17 protein-coding genes and 2 other annotated features are annotated in these 22,579 nt (G+C 29.8%); of the genes, 10 read left to right on the forward strand and 7 right to left on the reverse strand.

The window, feature by feature from the left end:
• Positions 1–6 precede the first annotated feature (6 nt).
• Positions 7–750: a DNA/RNA non-specific endonuclease gene (locus tag O5Y44_RS05680; RefSeq protein WP_271964825.1), complete on the reverse strand. Its 744-nt coding sequence runs from the start codon at positions 748–750 to the stop codon at positions 7–9.
• Between the two features lie 225 nt (positions 751–975).
• Positions 976–1,992 (reverse strand): tryptophan--tRNA ligase, encoded by a 1,017-nt coding sequence (gene trpS / locus O5Y44_RS05685; protein ID WP_271964826.1) that lies wholly within the window; start codon positions 1,990–1,992, stop codon positions 976–978.
• Positions 1,993–2,169: 177 nt separating this feature from the next.
• Here trpS and lplA point away from each other — a divergent pair, with 177 nt between their 5' ends.
• The 3 genes from lplA (at position 2,170) to srtB (ending at position 4,401) form a co-directional block, all read left to right on the forward strand.
• A complete protein-coding gene (gene lplA, locus O5Y44_RS05690; RefSeq protein ID WP_371465682.1) occupies positions 2,170–3,159 on the forward strand; it encodes a lipoate--protein ligase in 990 nt (329 codons plus the stop codon).
• A 17-nt stretch (positions 3,160–3,176) separates the two neighbouring features.
• Positions 3,177–3,500, forward strand: coding sequence for a YbjQ family protein (locus O5Y44_RS05695; protein ID WP_371465683.1), 324 nt, complete (start codon positions 3,177–3,179; stop codon positions 3,498–3,500).
• A 97-nt stretch (positions 3,501–3,597) separates the two neighbouring features.
• Positions 3,598–4,401, forward strand: coding sequence for a class B sortase, LPKTxAVK-specific (srtB, locus tag O5Y44_RS05700; RefSeq protein ID WP_371465684.1), 804 nt, complete (start codon positions 3,598–3,600; stop codon positions 4,399–4,401).
• A 49-nt stretch (positions 4,402–4,450) separates the two neighbouring features.
• On the opposite strand, the gene O5Y44_RS05705 is transcribed toward srtB, so the two are convergent.
• The 3 genes from O5Y44_RS05705 to pcp form a co-directional block, all read right to left on the reverse strand.
• Complete coding sequence (locus O5Y44_RS05705; RefSeq protein ID WP_371465685.1) at positions 4,451–5,833, reverse strand: MATE family efflux transporter; 1,383 nt, start codon at positions 5,831–5,833, stop codon at positions 4,451–4,453.
• Positions 5,834–5,845: 12 nt separating this feature from the next.
• Positions 5,846–6,250 (reverse strand): MarR family winged helix-turn-helix transcriptional regulator, encoded by a 405-nt coding sequence (locus tag O5Y44_RS05710; protein WP_271964832.1) that lies wholly within the window; start codon positions 6,248–6,250, stop codon positions 5,846–5,848.
• Positions 6,251–6,573: 323 nt separating this feature from the next.
• Positions 6,574–7,221, reverse strand: a complete 648-nt coding sequence (gene pcp / locus O5Y44_RS05715; RefSeq protein WP_271987739.1) for a pyroglutamyl-peptidase I — start codon at positions 7,219–7,221, stop codon at positions 6,574–6,576.
• Between the two features lie 376 nt (positions 7,222–7,597).
• Between pcp and O5Y44_RS05720 the strand changes: the two genes are divergently transcribed.
• From O5Y44_RS05720 to O5Y44_RS05745, 6 genes are all read left to right on the forward strand, one after another.
• Positions 7,598–9,214 carry an ATP-binding cassette domain-containing protein gene (locus tag O5Y44_RS05720; RefSeq protein WP_271987741.1) on the forward strand — a complete coding sequence of 539 codons (1,617 nt, stop codon included), beginning with the start codon at positions 7,598–7,600 and terminating at the stop codon, positions 9,212–9,214.
• Positions 9,215–9,591: 377 nt separating this feature from the next.
• Complete coding sequence (gene nrdG / locus O5Y44_RS05725; RefSeq protein WP_271987743.1) at positions 9,592–10,239, forward strand: anaerobic ribonucleoside-triphosphate reductase activating protein; 648 nt, start codon at positions 9,592–9,594, stop codon at positions 10,237–10,239.
• Positions 10,240–10,365: 126 nt separating this feature from the next.
• The gene (locus O5Y44_RS05730) at positions 10,366–12,516 is read left to right on the forward strand and encodes a YhgE/Pip domain-containing protein (protein WP_271987745.1); all 2,151 of its coding nucleotides are present in this window, start codon (positions 10,366–10,368) and stop codon (positions 12,514–12,516) included.
• A 333-nt stretch (positions 12,517–12,849) separates the two neighbouring features.
• Positions 12,850–13,851 carry a glycosyltransferase family 2 protein gene (locus tag O5Y44_RS05735; protein WP_271987747.1) on the forward strand — a complete coding sequence of 334 codons (1,002 nt, stop codon included), beginning with the start codon at positions 12,850–12,852 and terminating at the stop codon, positions 13,849–13,851.
• A gap of 2 nt (positions 13,852–13,853) precedes the next feature.
• Complete coding sequence (locus tag O5Y44_RS05740; RefSeq protein WP_316447192.1) at positions 13,854–15,878, forward strand: glycosyltransferase family protein; 2,025 nt, start codon at positions 13,854–13,856, stop codon at positions 15,876–15,878.
• A 346-nt stretch (positions 15,879–16,224) separates the two neighbouring features.
• The gene (locus O5Y44_RS05745; protein ID WP_271964840.1) at positions 16,225–16,578 is read left to right on the forward strand and encodes a YlbF family regulator; all 354 of its coding nucleotides are present in this window, start codon (positions 16,225–16,227) and stop codon (positions 16,576–16,578) included.
• 71 nt (positions 16,579–16,649) lie between these two features.
• On the opposite strand, the gene O5Y44_RS05750 is transcribed toward O5Y44_RS05745, so the two are convergent.
• Complete coding sequence (locus O5Y44_RS05750; RefSeq protein WP_316447191.1) at positions 16,650–18,491, reverse strand: bifunctional homocysteine S-methyltransferase/methylenetetrahydrofolate reductase; 1,842 nt, start codon at positions 18,489–18,491, stop codon at positions 16,650–16,652.
• A gap of 9 nt (positions 18,492–18,500) precedes the next feature.
• Positions 18,501–20,741 (reverse strand): 5-methyltetrahydropteroyltriglutamate--homocysteine S-methyltransferase, encoded by a 2,241-nt coding sequence (gene metE / locus O5Y44_RS05755; protein WP_271964842.1) that lies wholly within the window; start codon positions 20,739–20,741, stop codon positions 18,501–18,503.
• Between the two features lie 83 nt (positions 20,742–20,824).
• Positions 20,825–21,066, reverse strand: a binding site (T-box leader).
• Positions 21,067–21,124: 58 nt separating this feature from the next.
• Positions 21,125–21,344 (reverse strand) — a binding site (T-box leader).
• Between the two features lie 261 nt (positions 21,345–21,605).
• Here metE and O5Y44_RS05760 point away from each other — a divergent pair.
• The coding region (locus O5Y44_RS05760) for an SSURE domain-containing protein (protein WP_371465688.1) at positions 21,606–22,579 on the forward strand (974 nt) is incomplete at its 3' end.

Here is a 22,579-nt window from a genome sequence, read left to right on the forward strand (position 1 = left end):
TAGTATTTATTTTACAGTGTATTTTCCTGTTTTGTAGTCGATAGTTACACCTTTTTGGAAGTTTGGTAAAAATACATTATATTTAACACTTTTACCATTATCCTCAACAGACATTGCTTCCATAATTACTCCTTGTGCTACAAGGTCATTACCTTTGAATACTGGAGTTACACGGTAACGAACATGTTTTTTAGTCTTTTTAACGTAGTCAGCAACTTCATTTTCAAAAGGAATCATATTAAGATTCATAAATCTTGTACCAGTCATTAAGTTTTTATCATTATCATTTTCACCGGCAAGTTGGAAGGCGATAAGATGAGATCTATCGTAAACATGAGTTCCACGGTTACTTTGCCATCCACTAGGACGAACGTGAGCAATTTCTTCACGTTTATCTGTTGGCATTAAATCAACACCAATAATTCCATTTGCTTGGCCAACACGACCAAGTTTATCAAGTGGACTGTAATTTTCATAGGATGTTGTAGAAAGATCTTCTTTAGCAAAATATGGGTTATTGTTGTTTAATACCTTATATTTATTATTATCTGTAGCTTCACTTTCTTTTGGTGCAGTAAGTGAATTTATCACATCATCAGGAATTTTTGATACACTTGTAAAAGTTGTAGTATTAGCATTTTTATTTGAAGATTTATTAGTATAGTATGTTATAGCAAATGCAGCTAGAACAACTATAGCTATAGAAATAATTGAAAATAGTGATAATTGTTGTTTTTTTCTCTTTGCCATATGGTCTCCTTATTTTTTATAATATGTTAAATAACTAAGAGGGAGTGACTCAAAAATCGTGATTTCGTAGAAATCGATTTTGTCGAGTCACCCCCGCACAGTTTATTAGATATCTAAAAAGCTTTTATAAAGCGACTTTAGATATCAATAAACCACTGCGTCTATGAGTTCTCATAGACACTTTGTTAAATTTTATGATTTTTGGGTCAGCCCCAAAAATTAATTTTATTTTTTGAAATAATTAATGCCCATTGCATCTTTTACTTCATCTAAAGTAGCAGCTGCAACTCTTTCAGCTTTTTCACTTCCAGCTTTAAGCATTCTATAAACTTCAGCTTTATCTTTTGCGAATTCCTCACGACGTTCTCTGATAGGACGTAGGTAATCTTGCATTACATCATTTAAACGACGTTTTAGTTTCATATCACCAAGTCCTCCACGAGAGTAGTGTTCTTTTAGCTCCGCAACTTCATCTGTTCGAGAATCGAAAATATCAAGGTACGTGAATACTACATTTCCTTCTACCTGACCTGGATCTTCGATTTTAATGTGATTTGGATCAGTGTACATTTTCATGATTTTAGCTTTAATGTTTTCTTCACTGTCACCTAAGTAAATACCATTATTTAAACTTTTACTCATCTTACCTTGTCCATCAATACCAACAAGTCGAGCATGGTTTTTTGGCGGTAGGACAATTTCTGGTAATACAAGAACTTCTTTGTTGTAAGTTCTATTAAAATCACGTACAATTTCACGAGTTTGTTCAAGCATTGGTTTTTGATCTTCTCCTACAGGAACGTGAGTTGCTTTAAACGCTGTAATATCGGCAGCCTGACTTACAGGATATGTGAAGAATCCAGCAGGGATACTTTCACCAAATTTCTTATCATTAATTTCTTGTTTAACAGTAGGGTTACGATGTAATCTAGACACTGAAACTAAATTCATGTAATACATATACAATTCAGCAAGTTGTGGAATTTGTGATTGAATGAAAATAGTTGTTTTACTAGGATCAATTCCTACAGCAAGGTAATCAAGTGCAACTTCTGTTATATTTTCAATAACTTTCCCAGGATTATCAGCATTGTCAGTAAGTGCCTGTTGATCGGCTATCATAATAAATACTTCAGTATCATCTTCATTTTGTAAAGCTATACGATTTTTTAAAGAACCAACATAGTGACCTAAGTGAAGTTTACCAGTTGGTCTATCTCCAGTTAAAATAATTTTTGTCATAAAAGGGTAACTCCTTTATAATAATTTTTATAATTCCTTATAATTATACCATAATATATGAAAAGTTTGTTTGAATTAGTATAAAAAATATCATTTTGGATAAAAATTTAGTGTTTTACTTAGAAAAAAATGTTATAATAAGAGATAAAGAAATAGTTAATTATCAAGGAGATTAATATGATATACATAGAATCAAAAAGTAATGATCCACGCTACAATACTGCACTAGAGCTATATGCTTTTAATGAACTTGCAGAAAAAGATGATGTGTTTATGCTATGGATAAACTCACCATGTATCGTTGTTGGTAAAAACCAAAACACAACAGAAGAAGTAAACCAAAAATTCTGTGATGACAAAGATATCAAAATCGTTCGTCGTGTAAGTGGTGGTGGTGCAGTTTACCATGATTTAAACAATTTAAACTACACAATTATCTCAAATGGTAGAAGTGGTGAAGAATTTGACTTCAAATCATTCTCACAACCTGTGCTAGATGCATTAGACTCATTAGGAGTTAAAGCAGAATTTACTGGGCGTAACGACTTAGAAATCGATGGACAAAAATTCTGCGGTAATGCTCAATACGTACGCAATGGGCGTATTATGCACCACGGATGCTTAATGTTTGATGTTGATACATCAGTTTTAGCAGATGCTTTAAAAGTATCTAAAGATAAAATTGAATCAAAAGGTATCAAATCAGTGCGTTCACGTGTAACAAATATTAAGGATCATCTTCCAAACCAGGATATGACAGTTCAAGATTTCGTAGCTGCACTGAAAAAATATATGAGTGAAAAATACGAAATGACTGAATTTGTTGCAACTGAAGAAGATGAAGCTGCAATCTTAGCAATCCAAGAAGAAAAAAATAACTCATGGGATTGGGTATATGGTAAAAATCCTGACTTCAACATTAAACGTAATAGAAGACTTAAAACAGGTAAAATTGAAGCTAATATCATGGTAGAACAAGGGGTTATTACTAATATCAAATTCTACGGAGACTTCTTCGGAGTAATGGATGTAGAAGATATTGCTAAAAAATTAGTAGGTGTAAAATACCAAAAAGAAGATATTCAAAAAGTTTTAGAGCAAATCGATATTAATTCATATTTCTTAGGAGCTACATTAGAAGAAGTAGTAGATATATTAGTAGACTAATAATGGAGTAAAGTATTATGATAATTGCAACGACAAACTATGTTCCAGGAATGGAAGTAGTAGAATATAAGGGATTTGCTACTGGTGAAGTAGTAGCTGGAATTAATGTCATCAAAGATATAGGAGCAGGAATTCGAAACCTTTTTGGTGGAAGAGTCCAGGGGTACGAAGATGAAATTATCCAAGCAAGAGCTGAAGTTTTAAAAGAGCTAGAAGCTCGTGCTGCTGAGATGGGTGCTAATGCGGTTATCGGAGTTAGAATTGATTTTGATGGTCTAGGAAGCGACGGTAACAATATGCTTTTAGTTACAGCCACTGGAACAGCAGTTGTAGTAAGATAAAATATATAATAGTAAAAATAAAATTAATAGCAATATTTTATAAGATATTGTATAATATTAAGCAGTTATTAAAATTTTAATAGAGAGGAAAAATATAATGAAAAAAATATTTAATTTTAAAAAGATTTTCTCTATTTTACTTTTAACAATCGCTCTAGTAGCATCAGCTGTATTTGTAGCTGGATGTAGTAGTGATAAAAGTTCGAGTTCGAGTTCTAGTTCATCAGATTCGACTTATAAAGTAAGTAAAGAAGATAAAGATTATTTATCAAAACGTTTTGCAGATTTAACTAAAACGAATAATGAGACTGTAGGATATATTTATGCACCAGGTACAGATTTAGATGAACCTGTAGTACAAACTAATGACAATGAAACATACTTAAATAAAACATTCGAAGGTGGAAATGTTCCTTACCTTGGTACTGTATTTATGGATATGGACAACAAAAAAGATTTCCATGATAGATTAACTTGGTTATTCGGACACGCTCGTGGAAGTAAAGTTGGGGATCACCGTATGTTCAACGATGTTAACTACTATGATAAACAAGAATATATGGATAAACACAAATATGTAGTAATTGAAACTCCAGAGAGAAAATACTACTATGAAGCAGCATTCTTAACAATCGTACCTGAGACAACTTCATTCTATCGTTTAGATTTTGAAAGTGATGAAGATTTCTTAAACCAATTAACTAACGTTAAAAAAGATGCAACAACTAAGAATGATAGTGTTCAACTTAAAGCTACAGATAAATACTTAGTATTATCTACTTGCCGTGAGGAAGATGAAACAATCCGATCTAATCTGTACTTACGTCAAATCCCAGATAATGAGATGAATGATTTTGAAGCTAAACATAAAGATGAATTAAAATATGTAGCTAAAAGATAATAAATAATAAAAAGCAATCCAGTGATTTTAATCACTAGATTGCTTTTTTCTATTTAGTAACATTATGTTTAGGCATTATTTTAAATTCTCTAATTAAGAAGAATAAAGAAACTGAGAATGCACAAAGATCAGTCACTGGAGTAGCATAAATTATTCCATCAATACCAAAGAAATGAGAAAGAACAAATAACATTGGTATTAGTACTATAAGTTGTTTAGTTAAGGCAATAGTAACTCCAATTTTTGGTTTTCCTATTGCAGAGAAGAATGTCGAACTTGAAATTTGAACACCGTTTATAAATGTGAATAGTAAGAAGAATCTCATGTACTTAACTGCAAACTCAAAGTAAAGTTCATTACCATTACCAAATAGACTAACAATTTGTTTGGGGAAAATTTCGAAAATTAAGAAAAATGTAATTGAGATAATCATTGCATATTTCATAGTATATCTCATTGTAGTACGAACTCTTTCGTATTTTTTTGCTCCGTAATTATATCCGAAAATTGGTTGTGCTCCTTGAATTAATCCAATAATAATAGCGATAAATATTATATTAATTTTTGCTACAATACCTGCAACTGCAATGGGAATGTCGTTACCGTATACAGAATTTGTACCGTGAATATTTAATAGGTTGTTTGTTACGATTTGTGCAATCATATTAGATCCTTGGAAAACAAACGAAGGCATACCAAATCCGGCTGCAACTTTTAATAAAGGTAGCTTAGGTATGAAATCTTGTTTATTAAATTTAACACTTTTAAATCTCGGGAAATAAAATACAAGAATCATTGCAGATAAAAATTGACTTATTACTGTAGCCCAAGCTGAACCAGCAATTCCCCAACCGAACCCAAAAATAAAAATTGGATTAAGAATAGTGTTAAGAACAGCACCAAAAATTATAGCAAACATTGAATATTTTGGACTATTATCTGAACGAACAATAGGGTTAGTACTAATAGAAATTAGTAGGAATGGAATACCTAAAGAAGTAATTCCAGCAAATGTCATTGCATATTCTAAAATTTCATCAGTAGATCCAAATGCATACATAAGAGGTTTTAAAAATATATGTACTAAAATCGTAATAATAATCCCTATAATAAATAATGAAGATACTGCAGTACTAACTACGGACTTAGCTTTTTCAGGATTTCCACGACCTAGTTCAAGATTAAAGTTAGAGGCAGCACCGATTCCTATCATTAAACCTATAGCTAAGCAAATCGTAGTAAGAGGGAAGGCAACGTTTGTTGCAGCATTACCTAAGTATCCAACACCTTGCCCTATAAAAATCTGGTCAATTACGCTATACATTGCATTAATGATATTAGCTGTAATAGCAGGCCAAGCAAATGATGTAAGTAATTTTTTTATAGGCTTTGTACCTAGTGGATTTTCTATATAATTTTGTGTTTTTTCCATATTATTTCCTCCTTAAGTTATTTTATTCAATAGTGTAAAGAAAATAGTAATTTCTTCTTCAGTCAAGTTTTTAAGAACTTCTTTTTCAGCTGTATTTAGTAGATTAGAGTAAGTTGATAAAACTTCTGTACCTATTTCAGTCAAATGTAGTGTAAAAGAACGTCTATCTTTCACTCCACGTTTTCTAATAACAAAATTTTGCTTTTCGAGTGCATCGATGTTTCTTCCAACAATATTTCTATCTTTTCTATGGATTTCAGCAAGTTGAGCTTGGGTAACTCCTTCATTTTCTGAAATGTAGATAAGAGTAATGAAATGTCCATGTGTAATCCCTATCTCAGCCAAAGGTTGTTTAGTATAACTTCTCATATTCTCTAATAGCGTAATAAGCTTATACCCCAATGCATCTTTTAACATAAATTCACCACCTAAAATAATATAGCTAATATATTATATACTTAGTATACTATTTTGTCAATATAAAAAAGAAAGGGAGTGACTCAAAAATCATGATTTCAAAGAAACAAGATTTTGTAGAGTCACCCCCGCACAGTCTATTAGATATCTGAAAAGCTTTTATAAAGCGAATTCAGATATCAATAAACCACTGCGCCTATGAGTTTTTCTATAAACTTTGTTAAATTTTAGGACTTTTTGGCTATCCCCTTTCTTTTCAGTGTTTCCCTATTTGTTAATGAAAATTAAATTTAATTTGGATTAATATAGAACTTCAATAATAATTAATGCTCTAAACCACCTGTTATTTTTGTATCTTCTTTATCAAAGTAATTTACAGAAGTTTTTATAATAATTTCTAAAGCTTGGATTATGTCTTCTTTTTTTATAAAAGGCATATTAGGTTTATCTTTAACCTGTTCTTCAATATATGGGATATGAATAAATCCAGCTTTAATATTTGGATATTTTTTTGTAGTTAGGTATAAAGCCTCATACATAATATGATTACATACAAAAGTACCAGCAGTATTAGAAATAGCAGAAGGGATATTATTTTTATTTAATTCATCAACAATTGCTTTTATTGGCAGTGTAGAAAAATATGCATTCTCTCCATCTTTTCGTATGGTTTCATCAATAGGGCTATTTCCAATATTATCTGGGATTCTAGCATCATCAATATTAATAGCGATACGCTCAGGTGTAATTTTACTTCTTCCACCAGCTTGTCCAACGCAGATTACTATATTAGGAGAAAATGATTTTATGTTTTCTTCTAAAACACGTGAGCTATCTTTGAATACTGTAGGTAGGGTAACTTTTTTTATTTCTATATTATCTATTACATCTGATAAGCTATTAACACATAAACTAGAAGGATTAATACTCTCGCCACCAAACTTATCAAAACCAGTTATTAATACTCTCATAAGGCACCTCATAATATTTATAAAAAATATATTGTAATAATTAACTTAATAATATTCTAAGAAAATTATTACATCTGAATTAATTAAATTTTTAAATTATAATAATTATAAAACAGTTTAGATAATTTTAAAATAGTATTTTTATAATTTTAGGAGATAAATTGTAATTAATCATAAAATAAGAGATAAAAAATCATAAATTTACCAGTTTTAATTTTCAGATTTTTAAGAAATAATCTTACATTATTCTGAAAAGAATGTTATAATATATTAACTATCTAAGATGTATTTTGTAAAAAGATAAGTTTTACTTTATTAATAGTCGATAAAACAAAGTTATGTGAAGTAATTTGAAATAAATAGGGAGGGGAAGATTATGTATCGTACAAAAAAATATTATGATAATAAGTTGTATATTGTTCAATTTATTACCGTAGTTTTTATTTTACTAAGAACTATAGTAAATTTAACATCAATTTTTATTATTCAAGTTATCTTGGATAGTTTGATATCTAAAGATTTTGAGAGAGTTTATCATTTTGTTAAATACTTGATAATAATATTAGTATTTTATTTTTTATTGTTATTTCTTTCTCAATATTTTTTAAGAAAACTTTTCTTTCTTGGAAATTTTTCTGTCTTAGAGTATTTTTATGATAAGTTTTTAAAAAGTGAATATAATGATTTTAAAGAAGCAAAAAGCGGTGAAATATTATCTAAGTTAACGTCAGATAGTATAAAGATATCAGATTGGTATTCTCAAGGTAAAGTTATTTTAGTAACTCAGTCTTTTATTTTGTTTTCTATATTGATGTTTATGTGTAGGTATAATGTTTCGATAACACTTATATTATTCTCTGTAATACTTGTATGTTTTTTTATTATAAAACAAATAAGTAAGAAGCTTTCGAATTGTATGAAGAGTGAACAGAAATTATTAGGTGAAACTAATCAATATATACTTCAGTCAATATTAGGTTATTTTGATTTAAAGCAATTAAATAAAGAACAGTACTTTATAGATTATCTTAAAGAAAATATTATAAATAAGAGAATAAAGGTCAATACTGACTTAGCAAAGTATTTTTCGTTATATGTAGGTATATCTGCTACTGTTGCATTTATACTACCTATTGTTTCTCTATTACTTTCAGTGTATTTTATAATATATAAAGATTTCTCCATAGGTTCGGCTATTGCAATATTTTCTACAGTTAGAATGTTAGATGAACCTATAAATTCTATATCAGATAAAATAACTGTTAGGCAGACTGCTTATAAAATAGAAAGTGAGTTGTCTAAGACTTTCAATAATAAAAGCAATGAAGAGAAGGAAGTATTAAAAATAAGTAATTTTAATAGTGTAAATGTGAATATAGCTAGTTTTTATTTTAAAGACAATCTGATTTTATCTGATTTTAGATTAAACATAAATAAGGGTGATTTTCTAATCCTAAAAGGAAGAAGCGGAGTAGGAAAGACGACGATATCTAATCTTATATTAAGAAACTTGCAAGAGGGTGCATATAAGTTAGATGGGGAAGTCTTAATCAATGAAAAAGATATATATAAGAATAATATTCAAGTTTTAGGAGAATTTTTGAAAGTAAGTCAAGAACCATACATATATGAAGCTACAATAAGAGATAATATTCTCTTAGGTGATTCATACGAGGATAGACTTGATGAGATAGCTAGATTATTACACCTGCAAGAATTGATTGATAAATTAGGGTATAATTATTTATTGAAAGAAAACGGAAAAAACTTAAGTGGTGGAGAAAAGCAAAGACTAGAGTTGGCTAGAATATTAATAAGAAGACCTGAGTTTATTATTTTGGATGAACCGACAAGCGCTATGAATACCAATTTGAGTGAATTAATAGTAGAAAACATTTTTAACTACTTAAAAGAACACAATATTACAAGTTTGATAATAACTCATAGTAAAGAATTTGATAAATTTGCTACAGATATCATAGAAATTAAATAAGAGTAAGAGCAACATTATAAATATTACCGCAGATAAGTAATACTTATACATGGAGTTAGATACTAGTGACTTAGGATTTTGATTTTATAAAAATTAATTTTCCTAAGTCTTTCTTTGTCGTTTTATATAAGATATATTTTGAAGGTGCTGAATCAAAAGTTTCAAATTTTAGAAAGTTTATATGAGAATCTTAGATATGGTACTTTATTGATATCTAATTTCGCTTTATAAAAACTTTTTAGGTATTTAACAAACTGTATTATTGTTATTTGGTAAAATCGATTTCTCAAAAATAAAGATTTTTGAGGATCTCTTTATAAGATAAATTGTAATTGATTATTAAAAATGATATTATTAAAACATAAGGGGTGAGGATTTTGTCTAGAGAAGAAAAATTAAGAACTATTATTAGCACGATAGATAATTCAGAATATAGTGCTAATAAGAAAACTACTAATAATAAGTGTATGATGAGAACATTTAAAGAAGCTAACGACACTTGGTTAGCTGAAGTATATTCTAAGAAAAAATATGCAGATTATAAACCATTTCAATTTGTTGATGGAGAGGGAGTAAGGTGTTCAATATATTTAAGTGGTTGCTTATTCTCTTGTAAAGAGTGCTTTAATGAAAGTATCCAAAACTTTAACGCGGGACAATTATATACAAAAGAAATAGAAGATAAAATCATACAAGATTTAAGTAATTCGTATGTACAAGGATTAACAATTTTAGGAGGAGAGCCATTTCTTAATACTCAAGTAGCTAAATCTTTAGCGAAAAGAGTAAGAGATGAATTCGGTTCAACAAAAGATATCTGGGTATACAGTGGTTATACATATGAACAACTCTTAAATGCTAGTGAGGATAAAAAAGAATTATTAAATCTATGTGATGTATTGGTAGATGGACCGTTCATGATTTATTTGAAAGATCTAAGTTTAAGATTTAGAGGGAGTAGTAACCAAAGAATTATAGATTTAAAAAATTCGAGTAGGGATAATGTAGTGTTATATTTAGAATAGTAATACTAGAAATGAAATTACTTTTAATAGAAAGTTTTTCATGATATAATATTTAAGTTAATAATTAGGGACATATAAAATCTCTAATTATTTTTGTTAATTAAATTATTGAGAGGAGATCAAAAGTTGAAAAATATTATAGAGATTTTTCGAAATGATATAAAAGAAGTATTTAGAAAAACTAATACATGGATAATTATAGTAGGATTAATTTTTTTACCATCGATGTATGCATGGCCAAACATTTTATCTTCATGGGATCCATATGGTCATACAAATAATATTAAAGTTGCTGTTACATCTGAAGATGATGGGGCTACTGTCGATGGTAAAGAGTTAAACTTAGGTAATAGTTTAGTTGAGGGATTAAAAAGTAATAAGAGCCTAGATTGGCAGTTTGTATCTAATAAACAAGAAGCTGAGGACGGAGTAAGAATAGGTGATTATTATGCTAGTATAGTAGTTCCAAAAAACTTTAGTAAAGATATGACTTCTGTTAGTAGAACAGAACCTCAAAGGGCGACAATTGAGTATACGGTAAATGAGAAGATTAATGCTATTAGTCCTAAAATAACTAATAGTGGAGCTTCAGCAATTGCTAATAATATTAGTAAGAGTTTCGTTGAAACGGCAAATGGAGTAATTTTTGAAAAACTACATGAAGCCGGTATTAAATTTGAAGAAAATTTACCATCAATAGAAAAAGCTAAACAAGAAATTTTCAAATTGAATGAGAACTTTTCTACATATGAAGCGAGTTTAAATGAATTAATAGGAAAAGTAGAACATGGTTATAATATATTAAATACAGTTCAAAATACTTTACCTGAAATAGATAGAGCAGCGACTAACAGTATTATGCTAGCTGATAAAGCAGGTGTAACAATTAACAATATTCAAGGATTTAATGATAGGATGCTACCTATTATTAGTAATCATTTAAGTGTAGTTGAAGAAGTATCAAAAGAAGCAAATATTATAGCAAAAGAAATTCAACAAAAACCAGACAGAACAGAAGAAATTAAAGCTAGACAAAAAGCTTTAGATAGTAGACTTCAAGCTAGTGGAGAAAGACTACAACTTATAAAGAATATTTTCGAATATTTTAATAATCTATCTAATGAAAGATTATTTAATAATCAACTAGCCAAAGTGACAAATCTAGAAAATGATATTAATAAAGTAAAAGAGATTAATATTAATATTTATAATAAGATGGATCACTATGATGAAATTACAGATACTTTGAAAGAAGAGTTTGTAAATAAATCAGCTGGAATAAACGAACTTTCAACAGATATGAATACTAAGTTAAATGATGAGGTTTCTCCATTAATATCACAGGTTCTTAGTAGGGCAGATGTTAATATTGATAAAGTGAGTGGAATAATAGCCCAAGCTCAAGGAGAACTTCCAGCCGTAGAAAGAAAATTATCAGAAACTGAAGCGAAAATAAGTAATGCTCATGGCAAGTTATTAACATTACAAGCTCATATGCCATCAGCAAAAAGCAAAATTCAAAAACTAACAGATGAAATAAAAAAAGCTGATGGAGAAGTAGATAAAAACCAACTGTTTAATTTATTAAAAGTTGATTATAAGCAACAAGCTGAATTCTTCGCAAATCCAGTAAAACTTCAAGAGAATAAACTTTATCATATAGAAAACTACGGATCAGCAATGACTCCATTTTATACAGTTTTATCTATTTGGGTTGGATCATTATTAATGTCTTCGTTATTAACTACTAAGGTAGAAGACGAAGAAAATAAATATAAACCATATCAAAAATACTTTGGAAGAGGGTTATTGTTTGTAATAATTTCTTTATTCCAGACATTAATTATAACTTTAGGTGATATGTATGTTCTAGGTACTCAGGCGACATCACCTTTTAGATTTGTTATATTTGCATTATTAATATCTTTACTATTTTCATCAATTATTTATACAATAGTATGCATTTTAGGAAATGTAGGGAAAGCAGTTTGTATTATATTATTAGTTCTGCAATTAGGAAGTTCAGGGGGAACATTCCCGATTCAGATGACTTCAAAATTCTTCCAAACATTATATCCAAAAGTACCATTCACTTATTCAATAGGATTACTACGTGAAGCGGTAGGTGGTGTATATGCTCCAGCTGTGCACCGTGATATAAAAATATTATTTATATATCTAATTATTGTTCTTTTAGGTGGAGCGATTCTAGTTAGTCTAAAAGCACGTTCAGCAAAATTAAGTAGAGAAAGAGAACGTTCTAAGTTATTCTTATAATAATTTGCTATTTAGCGTAGATTTGGCTGATTTAAAAGTCCTAAAATTCAACAAAATTCGTATGATAACTCATATACGCAGTGGTTTATTGATATCTAAATTCGCTTTATAAAAGCTTTTAGATATCTAATAAACTTTTCGGGGTGATTCGACAAAATCGATTTTGATATGTACCCCTTTTACCGGCTTGTCCAGTAAAAGGGGTACATATCATTTTTTCAAAATCACGATTTTTGAATCACTCCTAATCTCTACTTTTCTCATAGTAAATGAAAAATAGTATTTTTTATGATATAATAAAAAGATAAAACCTTAAAATATAGAGGATAGATTATGGTTAGAACATTAGATAGAACAAAAGATATCTTTTTAGATACAATGCTTTTGGGAAATGAAATTTTAATAAAAAAAATAAAAACAACGAATAAAACGAAAATTACTGTAGTCTTAGCCGCTTATAGAAGTGTAAAAAGATTACAGGAAATAATTAATGATTTATTTAATCAAAGTTTTCAAGATTTCGAAGTAATAGTAGTCGATGATCTTTCTAGTTCAGAAATAGAAGAAGCGGTTGCTGCAGTCGATAGTAGTAAAATAAATTATATAAAAAAACAACTAGGATCTAATTCATCAGCGAAAAACTGTGCGTTAGATTTTGCTAAAGGAGAATATGTTGTTTTTGTAGAAGAAAATTCAAAATTAAAACAAAATTACTTAGAGATTTTATATAATGAGATTTCTAAAAATAATCTTGATATTGTAATGTTAACTAGAGATGGATATCCTAGTATATTAGATGAAAAGATTTCATCTGGTCAAGAGTATTTAGTAGAAGAAATTAAAAGATTGAAAAGTGATTTAAACTATAATATCACTGCTTGTATGTTTAAAAGAAAATTTTTAGATATCTATAATTTAAGATTTCAAGAAGACATGCTTGCTTTAGAGAACTTATATTTTAAATTAAAAACTTTTGATATAGCAGGAAAGGTTAGTCAAATTGGAAAAGTTGGATATAAAGACTTATTAGAAAAAAAATCAGTGAGAAACAATGCAATGATAGATGCTTCTACTAGAAGAATAATGATTGCAGTAAATAAAATAGAAGAGTTTAAACAAAACAAAAAATATGAAGAAAGTTTAAATCTTCTATGCGGATACTTACTTTTTGATGTGTTAAGAATGCATGAAAATATGTCCGAGGAAATAGAAATTTTAGAATTGATAAAATCAAGAAAAAATTATTTTGAAAGTGATACATTTGTTAACAAAACAATGATAGCAATGTCTCCGATAATGTTTGCTAATCATCTTAATAGAAAGGATAGGAGATAAATATGAGGCGAATACTTCATAATGTATTTTCATATGCGTTTATAGCGCTTTTCACAGTTGCTTTGACTTGGGCTTATGTAGCACCGTTTGTATATGAACGAATATTGAATCCACTTGCGTTACTTTTAGGAGTTCCTGTTGTATTCATATTATTTATTTATGCAGTAAAGAAAATTTTAGCAACTGATGAAGTAGGATTAAAAAAATATAATAGAATTATAATATTAGTATATTTAGTATTTCAGGCAATAATATTATCGATGGATACCTTAAACTTTTCAGATGGTGCAGAGATAGAAAATGAAGCACACTATATGTTAAACTATGGGAAATTTTCAGGTGAGAGATATTTTTTAGTTTATCCTAATAATATTACACCTACTATTATTCTTTATTGGATATATCGTATAGCAGCATTTCTACATATTTCTGAAGTTTGGATGTTGCATATATTCTGTTTCTTAGTAACAACGGCAACAATATTCTTAACGTATAAAACTGCTGGAAAATTACTAACAAAACAAAAACAAACAATAATTCTTGGTCTAATGATTTTATACATACCATTTCAAATGTACAGTTTATTCTACTATTCTGATACTTTGATGGTAATCATGGTAGCTTTAATAATATATGTACTTATCCCATCGGATGGGAGTTTTATCTTTAGAACCAAGCATATTGTAGCTGTGGCAATATTAGTAGCATTTGCTTGGAATCTCAGATCAAATATCATTATTATTTTACCGGCATTAATTGTGTACTTACTATTTTTTAAATGGTACAAAAATTTGGTATTATTACTAGTAACCTTCGGAATTGCATTTATCTTCTTTGGTAAAGGATTCGATATGCTTTGGGCACACTATGGATTCTGGAAAGATGATGGTTATAGATTCCCTATGTTACACTGGGTAATGATGGGAATGAGTATTCAAGGTGGAAGTTATAACTGGCAAGATTTCCAATTTACATATCTTAGTCAAAATAAAATGACTGATGACCTCGGCTTATTCTTTAATAGGGTGACTCATAGACCATTTTTCCTTAATTTACTTATGATAGTTCTTAAAATAAGAGGTAATTGGAGTGACGGTACTATAAACTACACGAATGGTACTCGTGCATTAAGGGATGGAGATGGATTCTTATGGCAACTATTCTATGGAAGTGACAATAGCTTCTTTATCTATATTTCTCAAATGATGTATGTAGTAATCTTATTTGGAATGGTTTATTACATTTATAAACGTAGAAAAGAGTATATAACATCTTGTTTCTTATTCCAAATTATTATTTTTGGAGTATTTATGTTCCATTTAATTTGGGAAGCAAAACCGAGATATGTTTATGCATGGATGCCAATAATCTTTATTTTAGGAGCAAAAGGTTTAATTTTATTTGCTGAAAGATATGAGGCTATAATATTTGATAAATACAAGAAAAAACTTTATATTGCTTTTGGAATAGTTTTTGCACTTCAAGTAGGAAGTGATAGTTTCTTAAGACCATCGTATTCAATGAACTTAGACTATGATTCACGTGTAATTAATGGTATTAGTATATATGCAACAGATAATTATCTTCGTGATGGAATAGTTAGAGTTAATAAAGATACTGAAGTAGAACAAACGTTTAAAGCGAATAGAAGTTTTAATTACGTTCGTGGTTATATATCATCATACGATGAGAAAAATAATTCGAAATACAAAGTAGAAATTATTGATAAAAAAGATAATAAAGTTGTAAGAGAACATGAATTTGTATATCGTGAATTATATTGGGAAATTCCTCTGCAAACATATACATTACGTTGGTACTTTGATGATCTTCCAGCTGGAGATTATAGTGTGAAATTCTCACAAATAGAAAGTGATAATAATGGTAGCATAGTAATTTCAAGTGTACCAAATGAAATGGTAGACATGTATGAAGCAGGAAAACTATATATTAATGGAGTAGATCAAAATAAAAAAGATCTATCATTACAAATTGGACATAGATACAAAAAACTTTGGTGGTATTAAAAAAATAAGAGGAAGTTTAAATTAATAATGGGACCTATCTTCGGATGGGTCCTTTTTATTTTGTGTATTTTAATTTAAGTTTAGTTATAGCATAAGGTTAACATAAAGTATATAGTATATAATATAATTATAACAAATCTTAATTATAGGGATTTGTTGAGAATAAAAGGACTAATCTAAAAGTCTTAAACAGGAGGGCGAAATCGATTTCTCTGGAATCGTGATTTTTAAGTCAATCCTTATAACTCCAGATAATATAGAAACCTCAATAAGTGTAAACGATTTATTGTCAAAGAAGGTAAAACTATGTTATAATAAAATTACAACATAAAAGGAGCAAATAACTATGGTAAATATTTATGATAAAGCAAATGAATTTGAAAGAGCATTAAGAGAATCTGATGAATACAAAGCATCATTAGCAGCATCTGAAGGATTATATTCTGATGAAGAAGCTAATGAACTTTATACACAATTCGTATCAAAACAAAAAGATTTAATGGAAGCAGCTCAATCAGGAAATGAGCCTTCAGAAGAAGATTTAACAGCATTAGAAGAAATTCAACAAAAATTAATGGAAAATTCTAAGTTTTTAGACTTTGTACAAGCTCAACAAAAACTTCAATTTTTAATTGAAGATTTAAATAAAGTAATGTACAAACCATTAGATGAACTTTTTGAAAAATACGGAAACAAATAATAGAAGAAAAATAGTAAATCACGGAGTTAGAATCATTCTAACTCCGTGATTTTTATATACACATCTAATTTTTATTTATCTTTATTTTCTTCAACATAATCTATTAATTCTAATGTTAGATCATATCTTAAAAATGGTGTGATTAAGTAAATTCCCTTGAAGTGTTTTAAAGCAACATCAAGTAGTTTTTTACTTTCTTCTAAAGCAACTTTTTGGCAAAGTTCTTTATCATCTTTTACTTCTTCTAACTTAGCTAAGAATTCTTCTGATAATTTAATTCCAGGTACCTCATTATGTAGGAAGACAGCGTTGTTGTAGCTAGTTATTGGCATTATACCAACGAAGAATGGTGTATCTGGGTAATCAGCGGCAAGTTCTGCTAATTGTTCAATTTTTTCAGCTTCAAAGACAGGTTGGGTAATAAAATAATCAGTACCTGCTTTTATTTTTTTCTCAACTAGACGTTTTGTTTTACTTAGGTCACGAACATTAGGATTATAGGCAGCTGCCACAGTAAAGTTTGTAGTTTTTTTCAGTGAAGCTCCGTTATATCCAAGTCCTTCATTAAGTTGTTTAATAAAAGGAATTAATTTAAGACTAGTCATATCATAAACACTAGTAGCCCCAGGGAAATCACCAAGTTTACTTGGATCTCCAGTAAGAGCAAGGACGTTATTAATTCCAAGAAGATCAAATCCCATTAAACGAGATTGTAGTCCGATAAGATTATGATCACGACATGTTAAATGAAGTAGTGTAGGGGTAGTAATATGCTCTTTTAGTAAAGTTGCAGCAGACAAGTTACAAATACGAGTACTAGCAAGAGAATTATCTGCGAGAGTAATAGCTTCAATATTTTTCTTGTCTATTGCTTTAGCCCCTTCAATAAATTTATCAACATTTAAATGTTTTGGTGGATCTAATTCGGCAATTATAGTTACTTGTTTTTTGACTTTATCAACAATTGTTGGTTTATTATTTGCTACTCTAACTAGTTCTTCTTCTGCAGGTAGCGGTGTTATTACTTTTCTTTTAACTGGTTTAAGATCTTTTATTCCTTTTTTAATAGCTCGAATATGTTCTGGAGTAGTACCACAGCATCCACCGATTAATCTTACACCTTCTTCAACAAGAAGTTTAGCACTTTGTTCGAAGTAAGCAGAATTTTTTCTGAAACGATATTCGTTACCATTAATTGTTTGTGTTAGTTGTAGTAAACTGGCATTAGGATAAGCAGATAGGTAACTTTGTGCAAATAATGGTACTTGTTTTAAACTTTTAATCATGTGATAAGGACCTAGATGACAGTTTAAACCAACGATATCAGCCCCTAGGTTAACAAGTGCACTTAAAGCATCAGTTACTTTTTCTCCGTTTTGAGTAATACCTGCTTCTAATAATGAAATATTAGTGATAATAGGTAAGTCAGTTAATTTTCTTGCTTCAGTTAATACAGCACGAATTTCTTCTTGATCATAATAAGTTTCGAATAACAACGCATCTATTTTATTTGTTGATAGTAGAACTTTTACTTGATCAATTGTTTCTTTTACAATAGTTTCTAATGAAAGTTCACATTCGCGAAGACCGCGAATAGCTCCGATTGTTCCGAAAACAATAGTATCTTCTCCAGCAGCCTTACGTGCTATTTCAGCAGCGCGAATGTTAATTTCTTCGAATTTATCGTCATAGCCATATGTCTTAAGTTGGCATTTTTTTGCCGCATAAGTGTTTGTTTGAATTATATCCGCTCCAGCTTCGATATAAGCTTTATGAATTTTCTCCACAGAATCTGGATTAGAGATATTATTATATTCATGACAACTTTCCAATCCATTACTATAGAGAGCTGTACCCATAGCTCCATCAGCTACGAGTACATTTTGTTCTAATCTCTCTAATAAGTTTCTCATATGAACCTCCTATTTAGCGGCAAGTTCATTTCTGATTTCTTTAGTAACTTCAACTAAAACTTCTAAAGCTTCGATAGTTTCTTTTTCAGCACGTGTTTTTAATCCACAGTCAGGGTTAATCCAGAATTGTTCTGTAGATAGTTTTTGAAGTGGACGTAAGATATTAGTACGTACTTCTTCTTTTGTTGGTACACGAGGAGAGTGGATATCGTAAACTCCAAGACCGATACCTAATGGGTAGATTGCAGTCTCGAAAGCAGAGATTAATTCTCCGTGACTTCTACTAGTTTCGATAGAAATAACGTCAGCATCTAATGCACGGATAGAATCGATAATTTCATCGAAGTTAGAATAACACATGTGTGTGTGGATTTGTGTATCATCTTGAACTGATGAAGTAGCTAAACGGAATGAGAATACTGCTTCTTCAAGATATTTTTCTTTTTTGCTGTCTCTTAGAGGTAATCCTTCACGGATAGCTGGTTCATCAACTTGGATGATTGTAATTCCAGCTTTTTCTAAAAGTTCAATTTCATTTTTAAGTGCGATAGCGATTTGGTTGAAGATTTCTGCTTTAGAAATATCAGTTCTTTCGAATGACCAGTTTAGAATAGTAACTGGTCCAGTTAACATACCTTTAACAGGACGATTAGTTAAGCTTTGTGCATAAGCAGTTTCTTTAACTGTTACAGCTTCAACGTGTTTTACATCTCCGTAGATGATTGGTGGTTTAACCCCACGAGAACCATATGATTGAACCCAACCGAATTTAGTTGATGCGAATCCAGCGAAACGTTGACCGAAGAATTCAACCATGTCTGTACGTTCGAATTCACCGTGAACTAATACATCAATATCAAGGTCTTCTTGAATTTTAATCCAACGAGCGATTTCTTCTTCGATGAATTTTTCATAAGCTTCATTAGATAATTCACCTTTTTTCCATAGTGCACGTTGTAAACGTACTTGTTTAGATTGAGGGAATGATCCGATTGTAGTAGTTGGCAATACTGGTAAGTTGTATTTTTTGTTTTGAACTTCACGACGAACTTTGTAATCAGATGGACGAGTTGAACGAACATTTTCGCTTGATTCTAATTCAAGGTTTCTAAATTCAGCATTTTGTAGTTTGTTGAAATCATCAACGTGTTTTTGGTATGCAGCATCTTCTTTACCGTCTAATTTGTTAGCTAGTAAGTTAAGCTCTTCTAATTTTTGATCAGCAAATGCTAAACCATTTAATAAAGTTTCTTCTAATTCTGTTTCATTTTTAGTTGTAACAGGTACGTGAAGTAATGAACATGAAGGTTGAATTACTAATTCAGCAACATTAGCTTTAAGTTCTTCTAATAATGCAGAACTATCTTCGAAATCATTGCTCCATACATTACGTCCGTCAACAACTCCAGCAAATACTTCTTTATCTTTAAATAGACCAGCTTTTACATTAGCTAAGTTTTCTTCTCTTCCGTGAACGAAGTCTAATCCGAATGCTACAGGTAGATCAGCAAGTTTTTCAGCTTCTACTAAAGCTTCGAAGTAAGTTTGGAAGATGAATTTAGCATCTACTTCATTGTTGAAGTGGTTGTACACTTTGTGAGCTAATTCTACATAGTTTTTACCTTCATCAGTAACGAAGATTGGCTCATCTACTTGGATGTAAGAAGCACCAGCTTCAGCTAATTCTTTGAATACTTGAGTATATAATGGTAATAATTTATCTACAGCTTTTTCAAATTCACCTTCAGCAAGACCGCTTGATAAAGCTACGTATGTGATTGGTCCTGTGATAACTGGTTTAGCTTTGTCTCCTACGATTTCTTTAGCTTCTTTGTATAAGTCTAATAGACGAGTGTTGTTTAATTTAGGGTTAACATTTTCCCATTCTGGTACGATATAGTGGTAGTTAGTGTTAAACCATTTTTTTAGTGCAGATGCAACGTTATCTTTGTTACCACGAGCGATATCGAAGAATAAGTCTACATCAACTTCTCTTCCTTCGAAACGTTGTGGAATAACGTTGAATTGAACTGATAAATCTAAAATGTGGTCATATAGTGAGAAATCACCAACAGGGATGAAATCTAAACCAGCATTGAATTGTTTTTCGATATAAAGACGACGAAGTTTTTCAGCTTCTTCAAATAACTCGTTTTGACGAACTGTACGAGCCCAGTATCCTTCAATTAATTTTTTCCATTCTCTTTTTTCCCCTAAACGTGGGTATCCTAAACTTGAAATTTTTGTCATTATTTCTTTCCTCCTAAAATTTTCTCTTTTTTGTATATTGAATTATAAAAATAAAAACGCCCTTAAACAATAAACTAATATTGTCTAAGGACGTGCGTTTCATACGTGGTACCACCTTATTTTATGGAAAATCTAAAATTGTGAATTGAATTTTTTAGTTTTCCACCTCATTAAAATTTTAACGCTATTTCTGCGTAATTATCTAACTTCCGCTCGATAATTAAAACTCAAAGACCATCTTCAAAAAAATTCATTAATCTCTTTTCAGCTACCGAGATTCTCTGGTGTAACTCCTTTTTTCTACTCATCTTATCAATGTTATATTATATTAATTTATAAAAATAATTTTTACTCAGTCTTAAATACGATAAAAGGGTAGTAACACAAGGGACGAAATGACCGTGTTACCACCCAATTTTATAATCTTAAAATAAACTTTTAATCTTACCTCAATGATTATTAACGGTAATCAACCGGAACTAACTCATTAATAGTCATTAGTTCAGCTCTGTGACCATTTACAATACACCCAAATCCTTTTTTTCACCAACCAAAAGGTCTCTAATAATTAAGTAATATTGCTCTTCACTTCTTCGCTTTTTAAAACTGTTAAAGAAATATTAACATAAGTTTTTTTCTTTGTCAACACTTTTTAGTAAAAAAATTAAAAACTTTTTTCGAAATTGTCAGAAATCTAATATAGACCATATATATTAATATATTCTAAAGATAACATTTTAATAATAACTATTTAAGAAATATTTTAACTTTTACTAATAGTTAGTTAATATCTATAAGATATACTGTATTCATCAAACAAAAAGTTTTGGTAATAAAGTATTAAATAAGAGGAGAAAACTACAAATGAAAAATAACTTTATTAAATCGGAAAATTTTACAAAATGGGCAATCAGAAAAGTTAGTGTTGGAGTTGTATCGGCTGTAATTGCTAGCGGAATCTTTATAGTTGTTGGCAGTGGAGAAGCTCATGCGAGTGATTTACAAGATAAAGCTCCTGTAGTTCAAAATGTAGAAAATAAACAAGTAGATGATGCAACTGAATCTAAAGTAATTGAAAACAAAGTAAATACTGTAGGAAAAGAAGCAAAACAAGTTGAGAAAAGTACAGTTGAAGCAAAAAATGTTGTAAGTGCTAAGAAACAACCTGAAGTAAAATCAGAAAAAGAAGTAAGTATCGAATCAAAAGAAACTGATGTAAATAATTTAATAAAACATGCAAAAGATGTAGCAGAACCACAAACAACGCCAGTTGAAGTTAAAAAAGCAGTAATGGAGAATACAAAAGATACAGTAGATGTGCCAGCTAAATACTTAGATAAAGCAAACTTCCCTGGACCATTCACTGCGGGAGTAAACCAAGTAATTCCTTACCACTTATTCGCAGGTGACGGAATGTTAACTCGCTTAATCTTAAAATCATCTGATAAAGCTCCATGGTCAGATAACGGAACAGCGAAAAATCCAGCTCTTCCACCAGTGGAAAACTTAACAAAAGGATTACACTTCTATGAAGTAGACTTAGCAGGAACACAAGGAAAACAAGATAAAGAATTATTAGACTTACTAAAAGCGAATGGAACACAAAGCTACAAAGCTACAATAAAAGTATACGGTGAAAAAGACGGAAAAGCAGATTTAACTAATTTAGTAGCGACAAAAGATATAGATGTAAATCTAAATGGATTAACAAGTGTACAAGAAGTTAAAAAAGCAGTAATGGAGAATACAAAAGATACAGTAGATGTGCCAGCTAAATACTTAGATAAAGCAAACTTCCCTGGACCATTTACAGCCGGAGTAAACCAAGTAATTCCTTA

This window comes from Gemella sp. 27098_8_155, assembly GCF_041433725.1.
In the GTDB taxonomy this organism is placed as follows: Bacteria; Bacillota; Bacilli; order Staphylococcales; family Gemellaceae; genus Gemella; species Gemella haemolysans_D.

Excerpts from the sequence above, each read along its gene's own strand:
- O5Y44_RS05680 (WP_271964825.1), bottom strand. The coding sequence starts at position 750 with ATGGCAAAGAGAAAAAAACAACAATTATCACTATTTTCAATTATTTCT.
- trpS (WP_271964826.1), bottom strand. The coding sequence starts at position 1,992 with ATGACAAAAATTATTTTAACTGGAGATAGACCAACTGGTAAACTTCAC.
- lplA (WP_371465682.1), top strand. The coding sequence starts at position 2,170 with ATGATATACATAGAATCAAAAAGTAATGATCCACGCTACAATACTGCA.
- O5Y44_RS05695 (WP_371465683.1), top strand. The coding sequence starts at position 3,177 with ATGATAATTGCAACGACAAACTATGTTCCAGGAATGGAAGTAGTAGAA.
- srtB (WP_371465684.1), top strand. The coding sequence starts at position 3,598 with ATGAAAAAAATATTTAATTTTAAAAAGATTTTCTCTATTTTACTTTTA.
- O5Y44_RS05705 (WP_371465685.1), bottom strand. The coding sequence starts at position 5,833 with ATGGAAAAAACACAAAATTATATAGAAAATCCACTAGGTACAAAGCCT.
- O5Y44_RS05710 (WP_271964832.1), bottom strand. The coding sequence starts at position 6,250 with ATGTTAAAAGATGCATTGGGGTATAAGCTTATTACGCTATTAGAGAAT.
- pcp (WP_271987739.1), bottom strand. The coding sequence starts at position 7,221 with ATGAGAGTATTAATAACTGGTTTTGATAAGTTTGGTGGCGAGAGTATT.
- O5Y44_RS05720 (WP_271987741.1), top strand. The coding sequence starts at position 7,598 with ATGTATCGTACAAAAAAATATTATGATAATAAGTTGTATATTGTTCAA.
- O5Y44_RS05735 (WP_271987747.1), top strand. The coding sequence starts at position 12,850 with ATGGTTAGAACATTAGATAGAACAAAAGATATCTTTTTAGATACAATG.
- O5Y44_RS05740 (WP_316447192.1), top strand. The coding sequence starts at position 13,854 with ATGAGGCGAATACTTCATAATGTATTTTCATATGCGTTTATAGCGCTT.
- O5Y44_RS05745 (WP_271964840.1), top strand. The coding sequence starts at position 16,225 with ATGGTAAATATTTATGATAAAGCAAATGAATTTGAAAGAGCATTAAGA.
- O5Y44_RS05750 (WP_316447191.1), bottom strand. The coding sequence starts at position 18,491 with ATGAGAAACTTATTAGAGAGATTAGAACAAAATGTACTCGTAGCTGAT.
- metE (WP_271964842.1), bottom strand. The coding sequence starts at position 20,741 with ATGACAAAAATTTCAAGTTTAGGATACCCACGTTTAGGGGAAAAAAGA.